The following is a 23,002-nucleotide window of genomic DNA, read 5'->3' as shown; positions in this document are numbered from 1 at the left end:
TTTAATTTGACCCGATGGTGAGGGGCTTGTTCCTTGTTGTCAATTTAATGACCAGACAATGAATATTTCATGACCATGGATCCATGCAAACTGTGATCCGGATCGGACGGCCGCACTCATTCTGTGATGAAAGCGTCATCATGACGCTTTGCCGCTGGTTTGCGCCTGCCTTGCTGCTTAGTCTCTCAATAATGATGGAGGTGCATGTATGAATCCCAAAGTAGCGGCACGTCAGGCAAGATTGCTCCGCATGCTGGAGAGCAAGGAGGAGATCCGGATCGGGCGCGAGCGGGATTGCCCCTTGCCACTGGCGCAGCTGGTGAGACTCAAGGAGGATCATCCCGCCGTGATCAAGGTGTATCGTCACGGCCTCACCGCCGAGGTGTTTCACCTCAAGGTGGAGGGACATCACTGGTGTCTGAAACGGTGCCGGCACGACTCCCTGGTGGCCAACGTCGACGGCAAGACCGCCTTCCTGACCGAGCTGGAGCGGCGGCGCGAGATAGAGGCCCTGCGCGAGCTGCACCCCACCATTCTCTCCAATGTGGTCTGTACCTGCTTCGGCTCGGCCCGGGCCGGGGTGCTCATCTCCCCCTGGCTGCGGGGCGTGCCTGTGCATGATCTCAACGAGCGCAATCTGGCGCAGATGCTGGCGGTGCAGGCCGAGCTTGCCCACTGGGGCTGGTTTGACTGGGATCCGAGCCCGGGCAACCTGCTCGACGATGGCCAGCAGATCGCCGTGTTCGACTTTGGCTACATGTGGCCGTTCGATCCCCGTCATGAATTCAACTCCAACGGCCTCTCCGATCCCCAGTTTCATGTGCCTGAGCGGCTGGAGACCCGCACCCTCTCCGGCCTCTGGCTCGACGAGCCGGATCCCCTGCCGCAGTTTCGCTACTGGCGCTGTCTGTGCCTGGCCTGGGTGCAGCGCGAGCTGCAATACCTGACCCGGGAGGGCGCCAGCGCCCCCGTGCTGGCCCGCTTGCAGGGCTTGCAGGGGGAGTGGCGCTCGGCACTGGCCAGCAACGCGGCGCTGGCCGCCAACTGGTGGCGCGACATGTATCGCAGCCACAGGCTCGACATCCAGGATGATCTCAGCGGCAAGAGCTGCGGTCCGCTCACCCTGCGCCGGCTCGACTGGCTGGAGCGGGCTGTGACCGAGCACTTCGCCGAGCTGGCGGACAACCTGGGACCGGACGAAGCCGGGCTTGACCAGGCGGCGCTGCTGGCCCGACTCGCTAGCCTGCGCGAGGCGATCCGCGCCTGTCTGCTGCCGGTGCCCACCCTGGCGGGGTAAACGGGCGCGACTATCTGCGTCTATGACCTTGGCCGCAACGAAAAGAGGGGCACCCTGGGTGCCCCTCTTTTATGCGGTGTCAAACCTCGGCTGGCTCAGTCGAGCAGCTCCTGGTGGAGGCGGTTGACTATGTGGCCTGCCTCTTCTTCCTTGACCAGGAAGCAGAGGTTATGGGCGCTGGCGCCATAACAGATCATGCGGATGTTGTGCTCGCGGATGGCGTCAAAGACCTGACTGCCCACCCCGGCCGCCTCGCTCATGCGGTTGCCGATCAGCGCTACCAGCGCCAGCCCTGTCTCCACCTTCACCTTGCACAGCTGACCCAGCTCGGCCAGCACCTTGTCGCTCAAGATGGGCTCGCCGTTGCTCTGGCTGCCGGTGTGATCCAGTGTCAGCGACACGCTCACCTCTGAAGTGGTGATGAGATCCACCGAGATGCGGTGACGGGCCAGGATGCCGAACACCTCGGCCAGGAAGCCATAGGCGTGGAACATGTTGAGGCTGTGCAGTGTGACCAGTACCTGCTGGCGGCGCAGCGCCACGGCGCGAAACAGCGGGCTGGTGCGGGTGCTGGCGCGGATCCAGGTGCCGCCGGCCGCCGGATCCTTGCTGGAGCCGACAAACACGGGTATGTCCTGGCGTACCGCCGGCTGCAGGGTGGCCGGGTGCAGCACCTTGGCGCCGAAGGTGGCCATCTCGGCCGCCTCGACGAAGCTGATTTCGGGGATGGGGCGGGCGCGGGTGACGAGGCGCGGATCCGTGGTGTAGATGCCGGGTACGTCGGTCCAGATCTCTATGCTGCCCGCATCCAGGGCCTCGGCAAGCAGGGCGGCGCTGTAATCGGAGCCGCCCCGACCTAGGGTGGTGGTGCGGCCATCGGCATCCGAGCCGATGAAGCCCTGGGTGATGATGAGGCTGTCGCCGAGCAGAGGGCCCAGTGCCTGCTGGCAGAGGATGCGGGTGGCGGCGAGATCCACGGTCGCCTTGCCAAAGCGGCTGTCGGTGCGCATCAGCTGACGCACATCCTGCCAGTGGGCCTTGACGCCGCGCTGGCGCAGCAGCTCGGTGAAGAGGCGGGTGGACATCAGCTCGCCGCAGGCGATGAGGCGATCGGCCAGCTCGGCATCCGTATGCTGACTGGCCTGGCGCGCCATGGTGCGGATCTCGCCTAGGGTGGCATGGATCAGGGTGCTCAGATCGCTTGGGTCACCCAGCGCCGTCAGTATGGCCTGCTGGATCTCGGCCAGTTTGGCCAGCTGAGCCTCCTGGCCCGTCTCGTCGAGATCGCCCTGGGCCAGGGCCACCAGCAGGTTGGTGACGCCGGCGCTGGCGCTCAGTACCACCACCCGGGTTGCCGGATTGGCCAGCACCACATTGGCGCAATTGTTCATGGCCGCGGCATTGGCGACACTGGTTCCGCCAAACTTGGCGACATTGATCGGGCTCATTGCTTACTCCTGTCTTAATATAAAAATCCGGTTCCATCGGGCAAAAAGAGAGGAGGAGGCTGAAAATGGCAGGAATGAGAGAAGCTATCCCGGCCAGAAGCACTCCACCCGCAGAGCCCATCCCGTACCCGCCCCTGATGGGGCGCGGTGGGGGATGACCACTACCGATGACAACCCGGGGGATTCAGCCCCCGCAGCCGACGTTGAGGTATCCAGTTGCCTCACCCGTCTCGGCGCTGCTCCCCCTGACCCAAGTTCATCGGACGCTGGTGTCCTCCCTTGGGCTGCCTGGGCAGCGCTCCTCTTCTGGCTCCACCGCAGGCGGTGGAGTGCAATTAGAAATACCCTGTGCTGGATTGCACTGTCAATCGAGATTGTGAAAAAGTTAACAATCGACGACAACTCGGCACAAGATCAACAAGTTACGAAATGGTTTTTGACAAAACCTTGGAGCGGCGCTGCCAGTTGTAGAGCCGTTGCCGTTCCACCGGCAGGTCTTCCACCTCCAGCGGATCGAAGCCCCGTTCCCGGAACCAGTGAATGGAGCGGGTAGTGAGCACGAACAGGCGACGAATGCCGAGCCGCTTGGCCCGCTCGGCCACCTTGGCCACCAGCTGATCCCCCCGATTGGAGTTGCGATACTCGGGGTGAATGGCGACGCAGGCCATCTCCGCCATCGCCTCTTCCATGAAGCAGTAGAGCGCCGCGCAGCCGATGATGAGGCCGTCGCGCTCTATGATGGTGAACTTGTCTATTTCCATCTCCAGCTGCTCGCGAGAGCGGCGCACCAAAATGCCGTCCTCCTCCAACGGGCGAATGAGATCCAGAATGCCGCCAATGTCTTCGATGGTGGCGGCGCGGGCCTGCTCGGCGCTTTCCCGCACTATCTGGGTACCGAGGCCATCGCGACTGAACAGCTCCTGCAGCATGGCGCCGTCATCCTGATAGCTCACCAGATGGGAGCGGGGCACGCCGCCCCGGCAGGAGGCAATCGCCGCACGCAGGTAACGGGCTGTGCCGGACATCTCTTCACCCGCCTGCTCCAGCTCCACCAGCAGCTCCTCGGCCTGCTCGGGGAAGAGCTCCGAGATGGCTTCGCCGTGTCTGTCCATGACGCCCTGGGTGCTGCTGAAACAGATAAGCTTGTCGGCTTTCAGATCTACTGCCACCCGGCGGGCGACCTCTTCCGAGCTCAGGTTGAAGCTCTCGCCGGTGACCGAGCAACCGATGGGGGAGATGAGCACCAGCCCCTTCTGATCCAGCTGGCGGGTGATCCCCTCCACGTCGATGCGGCGTACCCGACCGCTGTGGCAAAAGTCGATGCCATCATCCACCCCCAGCGGCTGGGCGGTGACGAAGTTGCCACTCACCACACTGATGCGGGCCCCCTGCATGGGGGTGTTGGCCAGCCCCATGGAGAGCTGGGCCGTGATGTCGTACTGCAGGCCGCCACACACTTGTTTGATGATGGCGAAGCTCTCGTCATCGGTGACCCGGATCCGCCTGTGGTACTGGGCTTCGATGCCCGCGCGAGCCAGTGCCTCGTCGTTTTGCGGACGTGAACCGAACACCAGCACCAAACGAATTCCCAGCGTCTGCAGCAGGGCGATATCGCTGACGATATTGGCAAAATTGGGGTGGCAGATGGCTTCCCCTCCCATCATCAGCACAAAGGTGGCGCCTCTGTGCACATTGACATAGGGGGTAGACTGCCGAAAGGCATAGACCAGGCTGGGTTCGCGTTCACGCACTTGTGGCTTCTTCCATAAAAAAACAGCAATGGGCTCAATATATGAAAATAAATTCACAAATCAAGACTAAATATTGATTTTGCCGTTTTATGCCGCCATTTGGGCTGACGGGGGATGAGGGACTCCCGCCGGACGCTAGAGGATGCCGCCATCCCAGCGTGGCTGCGGCCTTGGTTGATCCCGGCCCATAAACTGTTATCTTCGAGACTCCTTTTCGTCAGCTGTGCGATCGCACAGGTTTTTATACAAGGACAGGGTTCATGGAACAGATTATTTCACCGGCAGACGCGCTGCCGGGACGCCGCGAGACTATGGTGATTGGCCAGCAGCATGCGGTCAATGGCCACCCGACCCAGGGTCCCTGGCCTGAAGAGATGGCGGTAGCCTGGTTTGGCATGGGCTGTTTCTGGGGCGTGGAGCGCCTGTTCTGGCAACAGCCAGGGGTTTACTCCACCGCCGCCGGCTATCAGGGCGGGGTCACCCAGAATCCGACCTACAAGGAGGTGTGCAGCGGGCTGACCGGCCATGCCGAGACGGTGCAGGTGGTGTTTGATCCCAAGGTGATCGGCTACGGCGATCTGCTCAAGCTGTTCTGGGAGCAGCACGATCCGGCCCAAGGCATGCGCCAGGGCGGTGATGTCGGCACCCAGTACCGCTCGGTGATCTTCTATGCCGACGAGAGCCAGCAGGTCATTGCCCAGCAGAGCATGGCGGCCTATCAGCAGGCCATGATGGCCAGTGGTGACAGCCGCGCCATCAGCACCCGCATCTTGCCGCTGGCGCCCTTCTATTACGCCGAGGATTACCATCAGCAATATCTGGAGAAGAATCCGGAAGGGTATTGCGGACTGGGTGGCATAGGTGTCTGCCTGCCGCCGAGCCTCAATCGCTAAGCGGCAGGGCCGCGTTCGGCGACTCCCTGTTTCCGCATGAAAAAGAGCCGCAGCTGCGGCTCTTTTTGGTGATCAAAGTACCGCTGAACAAGCTGAGTGTCAGCGCGATGAAAAAATCGTAAAAAATGTGTCATGGTCGGGAACTAAACCGGATCGACCTTGCCTAACTTGGTAGCTCCCAAGGATGGGAGCCAAGACCAGACACATTTCTTGCCTCGATATTCATTAAAAGTCATTGAAAAGCTTGATGAGTTGAAATGATAGCAAGCAGGGCTGCCCGTTGAAGGCGGCCCTTTTCATGTGTGCTGTTTGCGGGAAAATACGGGCGATCGGGTCTGCGTTACGGCGACAAGCTGTCTCGACGGGCTAGCTGATGGCGCCGTCAAACAGGTTCTTGATGAGATCGATGAACTCTTCGAGGAAGGCTTGCTGGGCCGGGGTCGGGGCGCGCAGCCAGACGGCGGAGAGCACCTCTTCCAGATCGGCGACCACGGCATCGGCTTCCTGCATGATCATGAAGCGCAACTTGGGATCGAGCTGCGGGTTCTGTTCGCAGATGGCCATCAGGTTGCCGGCCACCCGGCCGCTCACCAGATCTTCGATGGTCTGTTCACCACTGCTCTGTTGCTGGGTTTCAAACAGTCCCAGACTCTCCACCAGATACTCAATCAGGGCGATATAGCCTTCGCTTTCTACAACCATGGGGGCCTCAATCCTCAACAATACGGAAAAACTGTGCGTATTTTAGTGGCTGGACCTAGCTTGGCAAGCGCCAGTGCAGACGATAGCGGATAAAATCGACCCCGCCGCGCTCCACGCTTTCCAATCCGGTCAGCTCAAAGCCATACCGTAAAAATAGCCCATAGCTGAAGGTGCTGGCTTCCGTCGTCAGGGTCTCGATGCCGAGCCGAGCGGCCTGGCTGAGGGCGGTGGCGAGCAAGAGACCGCCAAGCCCCTGCCGTTGATGGTCGGCGCTCACATAGAGCAGGCTCAGGTGACCATCGTTGCTGAGGGTGACGAAGCCGAGCGCGGCACCGGCCTGCTCCAGCACCCAGCCGTGGTGCTCACGCAACTGGCTGACAAAGCCGGGATGATGGGCGCCGAGGGCCCACTGCTCTACCTGGGCCTCGCTGTAGTGCTCGGGGCCGCGTCGGCGTACCGACTGCTCGAACAGGGTGATGAGGGTGGGGATATGCTGCTCGCTCAGCGGGACTATCTTGGGCTGCTCTGGCATGGGGCTGCTCACAGTGTCGGCGCTTGCGGCCGTTTGGCCTTGGGCAGACCGGCGACCACCCGCTCATAGGAGTGGTGCACCCAGCCTTGCCAGAGATCGTCGGCCAGGGTGTTGCTCAGGGTAACCGTGTTCCAGTGCTGCTTGTTCATGTGCCAGCCGGGTTTGACCTCGGGATGGATCTCCCGCAGCAGCAGGGCGAGGTCGGGCTCGCATTTGAGGTTGATGGTGAGCGGCTCTGCCTGCCAATCCACCAGCGCAAACATCTTGCCTGCGATGCGATAGACCAGGATCTCCGGGCCGAAGGGGGTGTCCTCCTGAGCGCCCGGCAGGGTCAGCAAAAAGGCTCTCAAACTCGTCAACTCCATGGTCACGCTCCTCGCCAGTTGCCATGCAAACGTATTTTTTAGGTGAAAATATCTGCTAAGATGCGCGCCTACTATACCCCAATGCCGTCGATGAGGGAGTCGCAAGATGCTGTATCACAAGACGTTCGAGCTTGGCCCCGACAGGGATTGGGTGGTATTCGTGCACGGCGCAGGTGGCAGCTCCTCCATCTGGTTCAAGCAGCTGCGCGCCTATCGCGAGCACTTCAACGTGCTGCTGCTGGACCTGCGTGGCCACGGTCAGTCCCACCAGTTGCAGCAAGTGGTCAAGGGTCACTACAGCTTCCGGGCCGTGACCGAAGACATAGTGCGCCTGCTCGATCACCTGCGCATTTCCTCCGCCCACTTCGTCGGCATTTCGCTCGGCACCATCCTCATTCGCCATCTGGCGGAGCTCTGCCCGGAGCGGGTCAAGAGCATGGTCTTGGGCGGCGCCATACTGCGGCTCGACATCCGCTCCCGGGTATTGGTGCAGCTTGGCCGGGTCGGCCAGCACATCTTGCCCTACATGTGGCTCTACCGGCTGTTCGCCTTCATCATAATGCCGCGCCAGCATCATCAGGAGTCGCGCAACCTGTTCGTGCGCGAGGCGCGCAAGCTCTGCCAGAAGGAGTTCAAACGCTGGTTCCGCCTCGCCACCGAGGTCAACCCCCTGATGCGCTACTTCAAGGAGCGCGCCCTGCCGATCCCGACCCTCTACGTGATGGGGGAGGAGGATCATATGTTCCTGGCGCCGGTGCGCGAGCAGGTGGCCCGCGATGCCAGCTCCTCGCTGGCGGTGATCGAGCAGTGTGGCCATGTCTGCAATGTGGAGCAGCCTGAGCAGTTCAACCGCCGCACCCTGGCGTTTCTCAAATCCCTGGCCCGTGGCCGTAAATAATCTGTCGCCTCAATCCCGACTCAAACAAAGTAGGGGATATATCCGAGCCAGCGCTTATCAAATTTCTCGATGTCATCGGCAACAATGCTGATGGCGAAGGATCTCGACGCAGCGGCCCTGTCTAGCCTACGTGCTCTGTTGCCCGCTGATTGCCGTCAGGGATTTAGCAATAATGGGATTAAGCCAGCACGCCGGCATTCCCTATCACAACATTCTCTATCTGGTCGATCTGGCGACAAGATAAATAAAACCCCGTCAGAACCTCCTCTGCCGAGCATTCCTCCCTGTTCTAAATTTGCATAAAGGAGACACCGGTTTGAGGCCGGTGTCGGGTAATAAAAAATTATAGTCCTCAGAGATGTTAATCCAAGTCAACATATTAATGAAAGTTACGACTAATATAGAAGCGGTTGGAATTAAATCTTACATCCTAATTGCTTCTATTATATCCATTTACTGACATGCACTCTTGGAAAGCAAAGGAGAGGCTGTATCAACAAACCATTTTGTTGCAGCTACAAAAATAGTTTTTTCTCTTAATTTATCTCCATTAAGGCTATAACGCTGTGTCACCACGCGACCAGAGCTATCTATTATGCTTTCTGCTTTATACATATCTGCTGCATTACTTGTATTTTGAAAGTCAATTAATCCTTGTTCATTGAATTTTTCAGAAAGACCAGGGGCAGCTCTGGCATAAACATAGTTATCTTTAAAGGCAATGCCGGAGGGATATATGGAAGAGCTCCAGTAGTTATTGTATGGTCCATTTCCAGAAATAATTATTTTTACATCATAACCATTTTCTATGTATGTTTTTAATATACATAGTTCACCATAAGTAACATTGCCTGAATTGTCCGTCTCATATGCTTTATGCCAGTCAGCTTGTGTAGAAAGAGAACATGCCATCATAATAAAGAATACTGATTTCCTCATACTTCCTCCGTTGTGATTAATTACTCCACATAGAGTGGATTTTTAGTGAAAAAGTGAAAATTTTCTTTGTAATGATTTACAACCATACTTAGCTTTAACTTAAATGGAGCAGGAGTTTATAATGACTGTTTTGCCTACAGTAAATGCATTGAAATTTTATATAAATTAATGCTTTGCATGCGTTGTTGTGATCCTACCTATTGGTGTTAAGTAGTGACCGTCATTATCCAATCATATGCTCACGTGGACTTATTTTGGTTATACTGCATAGCCTCATGTGGGCATCATATAGGATCCTAATCTATTTGGTAAGACAAACACTAATGAATATTTTTGTTGAATGTTTCTTGACATGGATCAGAGTCGTAGTGCCTGAAGAAAAGGTAAGTGCGATAGGTCAGGTGGCTACTGTGAAATAAAAAAGCAAAGGCCGCTATGCCAATAGTAACTAGCCCTATGCCATATCTGTCGGCGTTGGGTTGTTAATAAAACCTACTAGCTTAGTAGCCGGTCATCTCCAGATAGCCAACGCTGTTGGCGTTTCTCAGGACGGAAATGGCCCCTTTCCGCTAGTCAGAGCGGCCACTCATGGCCCACGGTCACTCGGTTCAATGGCGCTTACTGTTGGGCACTTATCATAACTGTACCCATCAATGCCTTGTAACAGCTGGTTACAGATCTTGAGTCGACCGGCGAACCCTCCCTCCAGTAAATTCAGCGGCGATTGAATGCACCTCACATAACAAAGCAATTGCAAGGAACAAGCGTCAATGAGAATGCACCATAAAGCCATGCTGGCCATCGCCTGCACCGCCGCCCTGTCCGCCTGCGACAGCGAGAAGGCGGCCAACAGCATCGCCAAGCGCGCGCCGCTGCCACTGCCCGATGCCGGCGTCTATGAGGCGAACCTGCTCAGTCGCGACGGCGATCAGGGGCCGTTCAAGATGATCAAGGGGCCGAGCGGGTTGGCGCTGGTCTACCCCAAGGGCGACAGTGAGCAGCGCTGGGGCGTCTGGGTCGAGAACGACGGCAAGCCGGTCACCACCTCACAATGGACCGGTCAGGCGGCCCGGAAGGAGAACAAGGATGGCATCTATCCGGTGCTGCTGGAGCGCACCTCGGTGCGGGGCAAGCGGCTCGATGCCCAGAGCAACGATCACAATCTCATCAGCTTTCAAGACAAATCGGTAACCGATCTGGCTGGCAAGGAGGTCAAGCGCTGGACCTTTGACTTCACCCGCGTCGGCACCCAGTTCCGGGATCCGGATCAGAGCACAGCCCTCTATCGCGACTGGAGCGGTCAGCTTGCCGTGAGCAAGCTGACCACCCGGGCGATCACCAGTGACAGCTGGCTGGTGGAAGAGGACGCCGGTCTTGCCGATGCCATGGTGGGCCTGATCCGCAGTACCAACAACGGCGGCTCCCTGACCCTGGATATCGAATTCCCCAGGGCCGGCTGCACCCTGACCGGCAAAGGCAATGCCGAGCCTGGCAAAGGTCTGAGCAAGCTCAGCCTGAGCGGGTTTGGCAAGTGCAGCTTCAAGGCGTCAAGCGATCTCAGCCCGCTCGAGAACAAGTGGGTGCTGGGTCTGGCCAAGGCCAGGGATGGGGTGCAGGCCTACGTTGCCGCGTTCGATATGCCGGGTACCCGCAAGACGGCTCTGGTGGTGGGCTTTCCCGAGCAAAACGGCCTGATGGTGATGGGCGAAAAGTTCTGACAGCATTACGTTTTTAATCAAGACCCTAGGATATGCCTAGGGTCTATTTGGCACAATCTTAAAAGATTTGAGGGAAGGATTTAGACTTTATCCAATGCCTTGGTGTCTGATGCGTATTTGCACATGACGGTTGTGTTATCAACGGCATAGTTGTAGCTGGTTTCAATATAACTGCCACGATCGCCAGTCAAAATGATATTTACCTTGCTGCCTGGGTTAGGGTAGTGGTTATCACCATCGCCACCATACCAGTGTCCTTTATTAAGATCGTAATAATAGATATTCCCCAGCACTCTAATTTTCAATATGAATCGTTCAAAATTGGTTGCTACGTTTGCAACCGCAGATTGACCGTTTTTGATCGTCAGGGTCATGAATTGGTACGGACTTGCTTCGATAATTTCTACATCAACACCCAAGGCATTCACTATGGTTAAACTTCCCATATTATTACCCTCTCAAATTTAGTTATGATGCTATGTATTTTATTTCGCAGTGACCTGATGGAAACCTTAAATCACTATCAAAAAAACTGGTGAAATTAAAAATGTAAAATCCTAGCTATTTATCTAGTGGCCGATAGATGTTCCACGGTTTATATATAAGTATCAACTGCAAAGTTTGACACTTTGCATATTGGAAATCTCTGCTACTTTATCCCATGACTGAAAATATCTTTGTTATCAGCCTATTGGCTATGGTGAAGCTAAAGTCATCCCAAAACCTGATACACAATCGCAATGCTAAATATCTGCTCGATTCAATACCCCGTCATCTCCAGATACCCCAGCCCCTTGGCATCCCCTGATACCGTCACTGCTCCCTCCCAGTAGTCAAAGCGGCCTGTCATGGCCTGATTGGGTTGGCGCGCCTGGATGGTTAGGTTGAGATCCCCGGCACTTAGCTGCCACTCGATAGGGTAGGGCTGGCCCTTGGGGCCGCGCCAGGTCTTGCCTGGGGTGAGGCGTATGCTGTCGGGGGAGAGCACCCGGCTGCTGCCGTCCTGTTCAATCAGGATGCCGTAGCGGTTTTCGGGCTGGTTTTCGGGATTGGCGCGGCCCGATTTGGTGCGCAGGCGAAACAGCATCAGCTCGCGGCCATCGGCAAGTTGCAGCGAGAACCAGTCCCAACCTGACTGCCAGTCGGCCAACACTGAGCTGCTCCACTCGTGATCAAACCAGCCTTGGCCTGTGACGGTGCGGGCCTCGCCATCGAGGGTCAAAGTGCCGGTGAGCGTCAGGCGCGGGTAGGAGTAGTAAAACGAAGCGTTGCCCGGGCTCTTCTCGCTGTAACCCTGCTTGCCCTGCAGCACCACCGGCTTGGCGGCGCTCACCTTGAGATCAAGATCCCCCGCCTTGCTCTGCACCTTGAGGGTGGCGGGGAAGAGTGCCTTCCCCTGTGAGGTCAGCCCCCATTCCCGCAGCCAATATTCGCCGCCGCTGGCACCCGCCAGCCCTGGCCCCTGGCGGCTGGTGCGCTCATCCTGTTGGTGGCTGCCTTTGCCGAGGTCAGTGATGGCAAACTGGGCCAGCCAGAGCTGAGGGGTGAGCCAGGAGTTGTCCGACGTTATCGCTTGCTCTATGCCCTGGCGAAACAGGGTCCACTGCAGGCCATATTCGCGCCCCTGCTCATCCTTGAGGTTGCCGGTGAGATACCACCACTCGGATCTGTAGTCGGGGTGGGCGCCGTGATCGGCGGGCAAGCGGATGGGCTGGCCCGGCAGGGCCTTTTTGAACTGATCGTTGCCGCCGCCGAGGATGGCGCCCAGATCGTTGGCCCAGGCCGCCCCGCCATAAAGGGTGCAGGTGAGCAGCAGTAGCCAGACATTGCGTTTTTTCATACCAGTTTCCTCGCGGCAAACCAGGATGCCAATGCGCCACACACAGGCGCCAGTAGCAGGGCCGTTATGGCATGCAAGGGGGCGGCCTCAAAGGCGAGGCGCCAGCCAAAGGCGCGGGGGTTGACCACCTCGATCAGCACCCAGGCCAGCCCATAGCCCACCGGCAGTGCCAGCAGCGCGGTGAGCAGCCCGAGGCCAGCTCCCTGCCACACCAGCAGGCGGCGGCAGTGGTGCGGGCTCAATCCCAGACTCTGCAAGGTCTGCAACTCACTGCGCCGGGCCAGCCCCAGCACCATGAAGGCCGAGCCTATGCCGACGAAGGCGATGCCCAAAATCAGCAATTTAAGCAACTCGGTTACCACAAAGGTCTGATCGAACACCTTGAGGGCGGCGGCATGGATGGCGGGGGCGGGCAAGAGGTTGACCCCCTCGCCAAAATGGGCGCGCAGCCGGTCGGCCAGCTGCTCAGGATGGGCACTGAACAGGGCGAGGGATTGCACTGCCCCCTCTTCGAAGGCGTGCAGGAGTTGCCCCTTGTCGCTGCCGTAATCCTGATAGACGCCGGTGACGGTGAGCCGCCTTGGTCCCTGTTCGCTTGTGATGCTGAGCATCTGGCCCACCTTGACCCCGAGCCGTACCGTCAGCGGCTCGCTTGCCAGTACCTCGTCGGGGCCCTCGGGCCAGCGCCCGGCCAGCAGGGGATAGGCGGCTTTAAGCTCAGGGATAAAGTCCATCTGCGCCCACTCGATGGGCTGCCCCTGCCAGCGGGCGGGGTGCACGGCGCGGCGCGATGCTTGCGCCACCTCAGGTTCGGCCAGAATGGCGGCCAGGGTCGCCTCGCTCAGGACACCCTTGTTGCCTGCCACCCCCTTGGGGGCCGTGACATAGAGATCGGCGGCCAGACGCTGGCCCAGCCAGATCTCCACGCTCGAGCGAAAGCTCGACACCATGACCCCTATGCCGATGGCTGCGGCTATGGCCAGCTGCAGCGCCATCACGGCGATGGCGGTGCGATCCAGATGATATTGGGTCTCTGCCACCCCGAGCCGGGCGGTTAGGAGGTGGTGGCGATCCGGCGCCCCCATGGCGCGGCGCAGCCGCCCCAGCAGCCAGCGCAGGGCGTCCGGCAGCCAGAGCGCCATGGCCAGCAGCCAGCCACCGGCCACAAACAGGGCGCCACCCAGGCCGGTTTGTGGCAGCCAGAGGCAAAGCGCGCACAGCAGCAGTATGGCGATGGCCAGCCCCCGGCGGCGCCAGGTATGTCGTGGCGGGTGGCTGTTGCCCTCACGAAGTGCAAGGGGGGATTGGCGCAGCAGTTGCCACCAGCCGGGCAGGTTGGCGGCAAGCGTCCCGACAAGGCCGATCACCAGCGCCTTGAGCAGGCTCAGAGGGGAGAGGCGCAGCAGATCGATGGGATTGGGGCCATAGAGATCGGCCAGCGCCTGGGTCAGCTGCCCCATGAGCGTCAGGGCCAGCAGGCTGCCGAGCAGCAGCCCGAGCAAGGTGCCCAGGGTGGCGAGGATCAGCAGTTCCAGCGCCAGCCAGCGCAGCAGCCGGCTCGGCGGCAGTCCCAGAATGATCAGTTGGGCCAGCTGGGGGCGACGCACGCTCTGCACGAAGCGCTGGGCGTTGAACACCAGAAACAGTCCCACCGCCATGGCGAGCAGGGAGAGGGCGGTGAGGTTGAGCGCCAGGGCATCACCGAGCTGGCTGGCATCGAGCGCCGGGCTGATGGGCTCGAGCCAGAGCGGCTGATGGGGGCGATAGGATTGCAGCAGGGCTTGCAGGGCGCGTGCCTCGGCGTCACTCAGCTGGAAGACGATGCGATCGAGTCGACCCTCCTTGCCAAGCAGGGGCTGGGCTAGGCCTATGTCGGTCACCAGCAGCCGCTCCATGGGCACGGCACCTGGCTCGAAGGTGCCCGCCAGGGTCAGGATAAGCGGGCGATCACCCTCGCCACCCGGCACAAAGGTGCGAGACTGGCCCGGCTGCCAGTCAAGCCGCCTAGCCTCCGGCGCCGCCAGCCAGACGCTGTCGGCGCGGTTGAGCGAAAAGGCGGGCTCGCTGGATGGGCCTTCACCAAACAGCCGGCGAAGGGGGCCGGGGTTGAAGAGATCCATCCCCAGCAGCTGAAAACTGCGCCCCTGCTCGTCTTTGAGCCAGGCGTGCAGCTGCGGCATGGCATTGAGGCTCGGCTGGCTGCGCACCAGTTTGACGTAAAGCTGCTCATCCAGACCGCCGCTCGGGGCCAGCCGGTAGTTGGCATCCCCCGCCAGCTGGCTGCGGGCGGCGACGAAGTTGGTGCTGGCACTGTGGTTGAGAAGCTCTATGGCCACCACCAGCGAGACCCCCAGCATGAGCCCGGTCAGGCTCATCAGCAGCAGCCATGGATGGGTGCGATAGAGGCGCAGCAGCGCCTTTAACGGCAGCATGAGGCGGCCTCGCGATCGCGGCTGGCGTCACTCATGGCGCGCGCCCTTGAGCTCGACAAGCTGGCCTCCTTCGAGGCGCAGCACTCTATCGGCCAGGGCGCCATAGGCGGGGTTGTGGCTCACCAGCAAGAGCCCGGCGCCGGTTTCGCGCACCGCCTCCATCATCAGCGCCATCACCTGCTCGGCGTTGTGCTCATCGAGACTGCCGGTGGGCTCATCGGCCAGCAGCCACTTGGGCTGGTGAATGAGGGCGCGGGCCAGGGCCACCCGCTGGCGCTGGCCGCCGGAGAGCTGCTCCGGCCAGGCGTGGCGCTTGTGGACGAGATCGAGCCGGGTGAGCAGGGCGTCAAGGGTTGTCTCATGGCGGGGCAGGCCGTTGATGGCAAGCGGCAGGCAGAGGTTCTCCTCCACGTTCAGGGTCGGCAACAGATTGAAATCCTGATAGACGATGCCAAAATGCCGGCCGCGCAGGCGGGCCCGATCGTCCGGGGACTGGTTGTCGAGCCGGGTCTGTCCCAGCCAGATCTCCCCCTCATCCGGGGGTATGAGGCCAGCGATCAGGTTGAGCAGGGTCGACTTGCCACAGCCGCTCTGCCCCAGCAGCAGGGTGATCTCGCCAGCGGCCAGGGTGAGATCTAGGTGATGGAACAGCGGCAGGCGTTCGCTGCCGTTATCGAAGCTCTTGCAGAGGTTGCGCAGGGTCAGCATGGGATAACCGCTTGATGGTCAATGGCTTTCATCATGCCATCTAGGCTACCACGGGCGGGAATGATCAACACGCCTCGCGACGGATCAAGAGGGCCAGTTAGTGATCAAGCCTGCAAAAGAGGTGAGGATCCTCGCTGGATCCCGCTTGCCAGAGGTGGTTAGAATAGGGGCTTCCATGGGTCACAGGATGAGCAAGGATGTTACACAAGCAAGTCAGTTTTATCATCGATAGCAAGGGCAACAAGCAGGCTGCCGTCGTCCCCATCGAGATTTATAACGAGCTGATGACCCTGCAAAAGGCGCTCTCCGACAACAAGCCGGGGGAGCGCGAGCTGTACCACTTCAACGGCAAGGGCGCCGAGGCCCACGGTTATCCGGTGGGCAAGCGGCAAAATCCGGGCTTCATGGTGTTGGCGGGCTCCACCGCCAATGGCGAGGATGCCGCCTCCCTGCGTGAAGCCGTGATCGAACTGCGTCAGGAGCTGCTGGGCAAGGGGATCCTGGCCCCTCGCAGTGAAGGAGGGGTTGTGTTCACCGCCGATCAGCTGTTCAACAGCCCGAGCCTGGCCGCCAGTCTGGTGGCGGGCAACAACCGCAGCGGCCTGGATGCCTGGCAAAACAGCGCCGGCTACACCCTCAAGCAGTCGGGTTTCGGCAAGAAGTAATTCCCCGGCACGCCAGCTGCGCCTCCCTGTCGCTTGCGGGGACTGCACAACGGACATGAAAACGCCGCCCTCTTTGGTGATCAAGGAGGGCGGCGTTTTTCGTCAGGCGCTTATTTCTTGCCGGTCAGCAGCCAGTAGCTGATGGCCGAACCAAAGCCGCAGCCGGCGATGGCGATGGCCATGGGCAGCGGCGATTCGGGCGGATTGAGGTTGACCAGAATGCCCACCAGGGCACCTATGCCAAAGCGCAATGTGCCGGCCAGGGCCGAGGCGGTGCCTGCCGACTGGGGGAAGTGACCCATCAGGCCCGTCATGGCGTTGGCCCCCACCAGGCTGATGTGACCGACGAACAGCACCACAGGGATGACGATGCCCCACAGGCCCCCGGTTTGGCTCCAGGCGTTGTAGATGAGCAGGGCACCGGCACAGGGCAGCATCAGCAGACCGTATTGCAACATGCGCTCGGCGCCCACTCCTTTCACCAGCCGGCTGTTGACGAAGGTGACCACCATCATCAGCAGGATATTGAGGCCGAACAGCCAGCCGTAGTGCTCGGTCGGCACCTTGAAATACTCGATGTAGACGTAGGGCGAGGCGCTGATAAAGGCGAACATGCCCGAGCTCGACAGGGCGCCGCACAGCACATAACCCATGGCGCCGCGATGGGAGAGCACGCCCCAGTAGTTGCGCAGCACCTGCCCCAGCCTGAGTGGCTGCCTGTGTTCAGGCTTCAGGGTCTCCTGAATTTTCCACTGCATCACCACGCAGATGAGCAGGCTGATGCCCACCAGCAGCCAGAAGATCACCCGCCAGTCGCTGTGGGCGCTGATATAACCGCCTATTACGGGGGCAACCAGGGGGGCCAGCGTCATCACCAGGATGACGAACGACATGGCCCGCGAAAACGCATCCTTCTCGAACAGGTCGCGCAGCAGGGCATTGACCACCACTGAGCCGGCCGCACCGCCCGCCGCCTGCAGCATGCGCCAGGCCAGCAATTCGGGCAGGGAGTCCGCCATGGCGCAGCCCACCGAGGCGATGGCAAACATCACCAGCCCCGCCAGGATCACCGGCTTGCGGCCATAGCTGTCGGCGAGCGGCCCGTAGAACAGCTGGCCGATGGCGAAGCCGCCGAGGAAGGCGCTGATGGTGAGCTGGGCACCGTCTATGCTGGTGGCGAGATCCCGGGCGATGGCCGGAATGGCGGGCAGGTACATGTCCACCGCCAGCGGTGTCAGGCCCGCCAGGGCGCCGAGCAGGATAAACAGAAAACGGGGAGAGAGGGCTGCGGGTTGGGGCATAGGATGTCCGATCGTGAGCAAGTTCGCGTGAAAAAAAGTAACAAGTAGTCAGTCTATCAGTTTTGGCTGGTTTGGGCAGGGCTATGCCGTCCCCGTCACGCTCTGGCTGTGTTGCCAGGCGGCGAATTGCGGTCCGGGCTGCCGGATCACTGCCGTTTCGGGGCCTGACAGCCTCGATAGGCGAGCAGTAGCCAGCAGAGCCAGCCCAGCAGGGAAATCCCGCCTCCCCACAGTTCTGGCCAGCGGGCAGTCAGCCTCAGGCTGAGCCTGTGCTGGCCGGCAGGCACCCAGACTTGCAGCAGCCCCTGCCGGTTTGCGCTGACCGCCAGCGTCAGCGAGTCATCCAGCCTGGCCTGCCAGCCCGGGTAGTCATATTGGTGCAAGGTGAGTCTGGTGGGCCTCTGTGTCCTCACCGTCAGTTCCAGCCATCTGGGTTGCCAGCGTACCAGCGTCCACTCGGCGCCTTGCTGCTCAGTGGTGACCGGGGGTTGAAACTCCTCCTTCCAGGCGAGCAGAGTCGGGGTGAACCGGCCACTGGGCACCTGAATGGGGCGGTATTCCCGGGCACTGCGCTTGCTGTCGAACTCGGCATCGATCACCGTCTTGAGCGGTGCCTGGGTGAGGGGGGCGTAATAGACATAGGCGAGGCTGGAGAGCAGGGTGATCAGCAGCAGGCTCCACCAGATCCCTTGCCATGGCCGCTTGACCGGGGTTCCCAGGGCGACCACCGCCACCGTGGCCAGGGTGAGGATCAGATTGCACCGCCAGGGAAATTGCAGCCGCTGCAGCGGTGGCAGCAGGTGCCAGATTGGCTGGCTGAGGGGCAGCATCATCAGGAAGGCACCCACCCCCAACACCCCCCAGCACAGGAGCTCGGGGTGGCGTGGCTCACGGGCCGCTGCCCAGGCGAGCAGCAGCAACCCCATGGTCAGCAGGCTTTGCCAGGCCAGATGGCCGCGAAAGCGCCAGTCGCCCCAGCCCGAGGGCAAGCGGTCGAGAAAGTTGCGCCTGAAGTCGAACATGCCGCCACGCATCAGCTCCATGGAGATGGCCCCCTGATCCAGCAGGGCGGGTAGCAGCAGGGCCGCGGCCATGGCCAGCCCCAGCACTTGTGCGGCCAGGGTGATCCGAAGCGGAAACGACGTGCGTGAGCGCCAGGTTTGCAGCAGCGCCCGCAGCGTGATCAGCGCCAGCATCAATAGCAGGCTGGGCAGATGGGTGAATGCCAGCAAGGCCAGCGCCAGTGCCAGCAGGAGGAAGCCGCCTCGCCGGCGCTGGCCGGCGAGATCCTGCCCCAGCAGTACCAAAGGAGCCCAGACGAAGGCCCAGAATTCCGCCAGGGCGAAGCGGGCATAGAGATCCAGGGCCAGATGATAAGGCAAGGCGAGGTAGAGCAGGCTGGCGGCCAGGGCGCGACCGGGGGCGCTAAAGCGGCGCAGCCAGAGGTAGGCGAAGAGACCGGACAGCAGCAGCGCCAGGCTGGCGCTCCAGAGCAGGGGATAGATGGCCTGATGGGCGAGCGGCTGGGGGCCGGCGAACAGAGCACTGACGTAGTAGGGCAAGGGGGGATAAAAGAAGAAGGTGGGGCTGCCAAAGCCGCCGTTCATGGCCATCAGCCAGCGCGGGTAGAGCTCCCCCTGCCATAGTTGCAGCGCAAAATAGTGGCCGGAAAGCAGATGATGAAACAGATCATGCCCCTGGCTGCCCCCCCGCAGCCAGAGCGGCAGCAGCAAGACCCCGCAGGCCAGCACCAGCGTCAGAGGGATGAGATACCATTCGCCTGGCTTCTTCATAGACAGACTCACTTGTCACGGATGCGAAGTGAGTGTAGTCGACGCTGGCCGCCTGGCAGGTGAGTCGAGTGGCTGACTAGAGGGCGACGGGTACCTGTAGCTCGAGCCAGAGGGCGGCTAGGGGGCGACAGGCTCTTGTATCCCGAGCCAGAGGCCCGGTTCGGCGTGAAAGCGGGGGGCAAACCAGATCTGCCGGTTTGGTGCGGGCAGATCGCCAGCCAGGATGGGCCGTCGGCTGAGGCGGCAAGCCCCTTGCGCCAGTGCGAGGCGGGCATCCCCCTGGTACCAGCCGTCGGTGACGGGCAGGGCCGTGGTCTCTCGCAGCAGCCTCACCCCCCACTGGGTCACCAGCGCCGGGCACGCTCGCTCGGCCAGTCTGGCCGCCTTGACCATGGCGGGCGGCTGGGGCGGGGTGAGTGTGGTCATCAGCAGCGCCAGGGCCCCCAGCACGGCCGGCAGCTCGCCCCGGTGCGGCAGCATGCCCGCCAGCAGCACAAGGCCTAGCAGGATGAGGGGCGCCAGATGGCGAGGATTGTCCGGGTTCTGGCCAAACAGGGTCCAGAGCAGCAGGACCAGCCAGCCGAGATACCAGACCTGCTTGGCAGGTGCGGCCTTGCACCGAACCGCAGGCCAGAGCGGTATCAGCAACAGTCCGATTGCCAAGGGCCAAAGCGGGGTCAGTTGATCATTGAAGGTGCGGGCCCAGCTCAAAAGCTGGTCGCCGTGGGCCGCCGCCGTGTTGCCCCAGAGGGTAAAGTGGCCGTCGGTAAAGCGCCGCCCTTCGCTGAAATAGGCCAGGCCATCGGCCTGCCAGACAAACAGCAGGCTGGAAAATCCTACCAGCGCAATGGGGAGTATAAATCTGAGTCGTTCCCCCTTGTGTTGCATCCCGAGCCAAAGCGGCAGCAATGCCAGCACGAAATAGGAGGGGCGCAGCGCCAGCAGCAGCCCTACCAGCAGGCCGGCCAGCGTTATCTTGCGATGCTGCAAGGCCAAGAGAGCCCCGAGCCATGCCGCCAGCGCAGGCCCGTCCGAGAGGCCGGAGAGCGCCAGGGTCGGGGTGAGCGGCAGGGCCAATATCAGCAGCCAGACTGGCGTCAGCAGGCTTGGCCGCTGCCACAACCTGACCGCAAGCAGCGCAGCCAGTGGTGCCAGCAGCCCTGTACCCATCAAGCTTGCCCACTGCACCGCGCGGGCCGGCTCGTCTACCAAAAGATTGACAAGCCGCGCCAGCCAGATAAAGGCGGGGTAGCCAGGAAAGTGGGGGGAGAACTCCAGCACGCTGAAGCGCGTCACCCCGTGGGCAAAGTTCAGGGCATCGTCGGAATCGAGCGCCACCGGGAAGGCCAGCAGCCAGCCAAGCCAGGCCAATTGCAGCAGAGCAAGCAGCCAGAGGGGGGATGAGTCAGGGGAAGTCCAGCGCCGAGACCTTGCCTTCCCCCTCATCCCCAACCCTTCTCCCGATGGGGGAGAAGGGGGAAAACCGACGTCCGGGTGCATTTATCGGCAGGCTGTGCGTAGGGTGGGTAGAGCACAGCGAAACCCACCGTTTGTCACAGCGAGGTGGCGCAATGATTGGCAGAGGGTCATCAGAGCGGCGCCAACACGGTCATCAGCGCTTTTTCGGCCTCGGCAAAGGCGGTGGCATCGGCAGGCTTGGCACCCACCCCGAAGACGCCAGGGTTGCCGATGGCATCGAGCACCCTGGCCAGCGCCTGCTCGGCGGCCTTGCGATCTCCTTCGCTGAGGGAGGGGAGGATCAAGTCCAGGAAGCGCTTGCTCTTGACCACCAGCACCTTGGCGGTCTGGTAGTCGCCAAGGTTCTGACTGGCCCCCTCTAGGCGGCGCTCGATCTCGGCCTTGTAGGCGCGGTTGAGCAGGGCGGCAGTGGCGGCCGCATCCTTGGTCTTGATGGCGGCGGCCAGCGGCGCTTGCAGGTCCACCTTGTGGTGCTGTTCCAGATAGGTCAGCTCCTCGGCGATGTCGCTCAAGGTGGCGCTGGCATCCTTGCCGTCAGTGGCGGCGCCGAGCAGCGCCTCGCGCGCATCGATCAGCGGCTCCTTGCCAGCGGCGGCGTAGGAGTAAGCCTGGGCTTGTCCCATGCCGGTCAGCAGCGGGCCCGTCAGCAGGGCGAGGGCGAGTAAACCCGGGCGTATGATCATCCTGTTCTCCTTGTTGTGCTTACGGCACGGCCCTCAGGCCACGCTCTGGGTCTCAATCACGGTGTTTTCGTTGCGATGATTGAAGGTGTTGCGGCGTCGGTTTGCCTGTTGAACACCTGTCACCATCCTCACGCCACGCTCTGGGTCTCGATCACCGTATTTTCGTTGCGATGATTGAAGATGGCGTGGCGTCTGTCCACCCCGTCGATCACCATGTCGGCGGCCATCATGCCCATCTCCATGGCGGTGTCGGTGAAGATGTAGCGAAACGTCCCCTGGCGGCCGGTCATGATGAGATTGCTAATCGGCATCAGCGCCTGGATGGCGGCGTTGCGACGGGCCTGATAGCCGAGATCCATCAGCGGATAGGCGTACTCGCTGCGCGCCTCGAAGGTCTCGTCCCCCAGCTTGGCGGTATCCACGTCGAGGCTGGCGAGATCGGCGGTGACCCGACTGCGCAGCTCGGCCAGCGGTGCCTGCCAGGTGGCGTCTCCCGGATTGCAGGGGATCTCCAGCATCACGGATGTTTTGCCCACCGGCGCCATAAAGGGGCTGCGCCGGCGCGGCTCCTGCAAGCGGGTGGCCAGGATATGGGGGTCCGAGAGGTACTGCCAGGTGTTGTCCGACAGGTTCTCCTGATTGAGCGGCATGTTGACGAAGCGCAAGGATCGGTAGTGGAGATCGCATGGCAAGCCCAGATGCTGACAGGTGAGCGGCAGCGGCAGGGTGGAGATCACCTGATCAAAGGATTCGCTTTGCTCAACACCCTCCTGTTGCCAATAAACCCGTTCGATCCGGCCATCGATCTCCTCAAGGCGAGTGATGGTGGCGCCGGTTTTGAGCTCGACGCCATCGGCCACCAGCCGCTCACCCAGGGTGGCGAAGATCTGGCCGAAACCATACTTTGGATAGCGATACTTGCGGGCATAGGTACGCACCGAGAGGTTGCCCTTGCGCCTTGGCAGCAGGCGGCGCGCCACGTCTTTGAGATCGATGAGGCTGATGCGCTGACCGGCCCAGTCGGCGGAGAGCCGGTCAGGGTTGATGCCCCACAGCTTGCCGGTGTAGCCCTCGAAGAACTGGCGATAGAGGGTGCGGCCGAAGTGGCTCTGGATCCACTCGGCAAAGCTCGCCTTGTCAAAGTCGTCCGGCTTCTTGGCAAAGGGCAACAGCAGCAAGTCTTTCACCGCGCCAGCCATCAGCGGCAGGGGGGCTGTCTTGATCAGATTGGTGAGGTTCAAGGGGTAGTCATAGGTGCGCCCGCCAAAGCGGATCACGCTCTTGCGATCGGCGTGGAGCAGATCGTCTCCCATCAGCTCGTCGATAAAGCCGAGCAGCTCGGGGTTTTTGGTGATGAAGCGGTGACCGCCGTAATCGAAGCGATAGTCGCCATCCTTGCCGGCAAAGGTCTGGGTGGCGCACATGCCGCCCACCACTGGCTCCTGCTCGAACAGGGTGACCGCAAAACCGGCCTGGCAAAGACGCCAGGCGGCCATCAAACCGGCAGGGCCTGCGCCTAGTACTGCAATCTTCTTGCTGTCGCTCATGACTGTGTATC

The 23,002-nt window shown here is 61.0% G+C and carries 20 protein-coding genes and 1 riboswitch; of the genes, 5 read left to right on the top strand and 15 right to left on the bottom strand.

Annotated elements, in window-relative coordinates:
• Positions 1-208: 208 nt before the first annotated feature.
• Positions 209-1,297 (top strand): protein kinase family protein, encoded by a 1,089-nt coding sequence (locus tag BN1118_RS11345; protein ID WP_043556144.1) that lies wholly within the window; start codon positions 209-211, stop codon positions 1,295-1,297.
• A 95-nt stretch (positions 1,298-1,392) separates the two neighbouring features.
• On the opposite strand, the gene lysC is transcribed toward BN1118_RS11345, so the two are convergent.
• Both lysC and argA read right to left on the bottom strand, forming a co-directional pair.
• Positions 1,393-2,745, bottom strand: a complete 1,353-nt coding sequence (gene lysC, locus BN1118_RS11340) for a lysine-sensitive aspartokinase 3 (protein ID WP_043556143.1) — start codon at positions 2,743-2,745, stop codon at positions 1,393-1,395.
• Between the two features lie 89 nt (positions 2,746-2,834).
• A riboswitch (Lysine riboswitch) is annotated at positions 2,835-3,059 on the bottom strand.
• Positions 3,060-3,167: 108 nt separating this feature from the next.
• Positions 3,168-4,496 carry an amino-acid N-acetyltransferase gene (gene argA, locus BN1118_RS11335; protein ID WP_017411372.1) on the bottom strand — a complete coding sequence of 443 codons (1,329 nt, stop codon included), beginning with the start codon at positions 4,494-4,496 and terminating at the stop codon, positions 3,168-3,170.
• Between the two features lie 260 nt (positions 4,497-4,756).
• Between argA and msrA the strand changes: the two genes are divergently transcribed.
• Complete coding sequence (msrA, locus tag BN1118_RS11330; RefSeq protein ID WP_043556141.1) at positions 4,757-5,389, top strand: peptide-methionine (S)-S-oxide reductase MsrA; 633 nt, start codon at positions 4,757-4,759, stop codon at positions 5,387-5,389.
• Positions 5,390-5,755: 366 nt separating this feature from the next.
• Here the strand turns inward: msrA and BN1118_RS11325 are convergent, their stop codons facing one another.
• The 3 genes from BN1118_RS11325 to BN1118_RS11315 are packed head-to-tail and all read right to left on the bottom strand — an operon-like array spanning position 5,756 to position 6,988.
• Complete coding sequence (locus BN1118_RS11325; protein WP_042869761.1) at positions 5,756-6,091, bottom strand: DUF3802 family protein; 336 nt, start codon at positions 6,089-6,091, stop codon at positions 5,756-5,758.
• 55 nt (positions 6,092-6,146) lie between these two features.
• Positions 6,147-6,623 (bottom strand): GNAT family N-acetyltransferase, encoded by a 477-nt coding sequence (locus tag BN1118_RS11320; protein ID WP_156994905.1) that lies wholly within the window; start codon positions 6,621-6,623, stop codon positions 6,147-6,149.
• 8 nt (positions 6,624-6,631) lie between these two features.
• Entirely contained in the window at positions 6,632-6,988 is a 357-nt protein-coding gene (locus tag BN1118_RS11315; protein WP_042869765.1) for an MmcQ/YjbR family DNA-binding protein, read from the bottom strand.
• 106 nt (positions 6,989-7,094) lie between these two features.
• Here BN1118_RS11315 and BN1118_RS11310 point away from each other — a divergent pair, with 106 nt between their 5' ends.
• On the top strand, positions 7,095-7,886 hold the full coding sequence (locus BN1118_RS11310; protein WP_043141131.1) for an alpha/beta fold hydrolase: 792 nt from the start codon (positions 7,095-7,097) through the stop codon (positions 7,884-7,886).
• Positions 7,887-8,339: 453 nt separating this feature from the next.
• Here BN1118_RS11310 and BN1118_RS21730 read toward each other — a convergent pair whose 3' ends face one another.
• Complete coding sequence (locus BN1118_RS21730) at positions 8,340-8,825, bottom strand: hypothetical protein (protein ID WP_131245258.1); 486 nt, start codon at positions 8,823-8,825, stop codon at positions 8,340-8,342.
• 776 nt (positions 8,826-9,601) lie between these two features.
• Here BN1118_RS21730 and BN1118_RS11305 point away from each other — a divergent pair.
• Positions 9,602-10,543, top strand: a complete 942-nt coding sequence (locus tag BN1118_RS11305) for a hypothetical protein (RefSeq protein ID WP_084214085.1) — start codon at positions 9,602-9,604, stop codon at positions 10,541-10,543.
• Positions 10,544-10,623: 80 nt separating this feature from the next.
• Here BN1118_RS11305 and BN1118_RS11300 read toward each other — a convergent pair whose 3' ends face one another.
• From BN1118_RS11300 to BN1118_RS11285, 4 genes are all read right to left on the bottom strand, one after another.
• A complete protein-coding gene (locus tag BN1118_RS11300; protein ID WP_043556137.1) occupies positions 10,624-10,989 on the bottom strand; it encodes a hypothetical protein in 366 nt (121 codons plus the stop codon).
• Between the two features lie 314 nt (positions 10,990-11,303).
• Positions 11,304-12,383 carry a lipocalin-like domain-containing protein gene (locus tag BN1118_RS11295; RefSeq protein ID WP_043556136.1) on the bottom strand — a complete coding sequence of 360 codons (1,080 nt, stop codon included), beginning with the start codon at positions 12,381-12,383 and terminating at the stop codon, positions 11,304-11,306.
• A complete protein-coding gene (locus BN1118_RS11290; protein WP_043556135.1) occupies positions 12,380-14,815 on the bottom strand; it encodes an ABC transporter permease in 2,436 nt (811 codons plus the stop codon). The genes BN1118_RS11295 and BN1118_RS11290 overlap by 4 nt, the downstream gene beginning before the upstream one ends.
• Before the next feature lie 27 nt (positions 14,816-14,842).
• Positions 14,843-15,523: an ABC transporter ATP-binding protein gene (locus BN1118_RS11285; RefSeq protein ID WP_043556134.1), complete on the bottom strand. Its 681-nt coding sequence runs from the start codon at positions 15,521-15,523 to the stop codon at positions 14,843-14,845.
• 197 nt (positions 15,524-15,720) lie between these two features.
• On the opposite strand from BN1118_RS11285, the gene BN1118_RS11280 reads away from it, so the two are divergent.
• A complete protein-coding gene (locus BN1118_RS11280) occupies positions 15,721-16,188 on the top strand; it encodes a DUF4357 domain-containing protein (RefSeq protein ID WP_043556133.1) in 468 nt (155 codons plus the stop codon).
• Positions 16,189-16,298: 110 nt separating this feature from the next.
• Here the strand turns inward: BN1118_RS11280 and BN1118_RS11275 are convergent, their stop codons facing one another.
• The 5 genes from BN1118_RS11275 to BN1118_RS11255 form a co-directional block, all read right to left on the bottom strand.
• The gene (locus BN1118_RS11275) at positions 16,299-17,489 is read right to left on the bottom strand and encodes a Bcr/CflA family multidrug efflux MFS transporter (RefSeq protein WP_043556132.1); all 1,191 of its coding nucleotides are present in this window, start codon (positions 17,487-17,489) and stop codon (positions 16,299-16,301) included.
• Between the two features lie 146 nt (positions 17,490-17,635).
• On the bottom strand, positions 17,636-19,282 hold the full coding sequence (locus BN1118_RS11270) for a 6-pyruvoyl-tetrahydropterin synthase-related protein (RefSeq protein WP_043556130.1): 1,647 nt from the start codon (positions 19,280-19,282) through the stop codon (positions 17,636-17,638).
• A 117-nt stretch (positions 19,283-19,399) separates the two neighbouring features.
• Positions 19,400-20,671 carry a hypothetical protein gene (locus tag BN1118_RS11265; protein WP_043556190.1) on the bottom strand — a complete coding sequence of 424 codons (1,272 nt, stop codon included), beginning with the start codon at positions 20,669-20,671 and terminating at the stop codon, positions 19,400-19,402.
• Between the two features lie 200 nt (positions 20,672-20,871).
• Entirely contained in the window at positions 20,872-21,444 is a 573-nt protein-coding gene (locus tag BN1118_RS11260; protein WP_043556129.1) for a hypothetical protein, read from the bottom strand.
• A 128-nt stretch (positions 21,445-21,572) separates the two neighbouring features.
• Positions 21,573-22,991, bottom strand: a complete 1,419-nt coding sequence (locus BN1118_RS11255) for an FAD-dependent oxidoreductase (protein ID WP_043556128.1) — start codon at positions 22,989-22,991, stop codon at positions 21,573-21,575.
• Between the last annotated feature and the right edge of the window lie 11 nt (positions 22,992-23,002).

Origin of the sequence: Aeromonas bestiarum (genome assembly GCF_000819745.1) — a bacterium.
GTDB classification, from domain to species: domain Bacteria; phylum Pseudomonadota; class Gammaproteobacteria; order Enterobacterales; family Aeromonadaceae; genus Aeromonas; species Aeromonas bestiarum.
The sequence above is the reverse complement of the archived record's forward strand: the minus strand, read 5'-3'. Positions and strand labels throughout refer to the sequence as shown.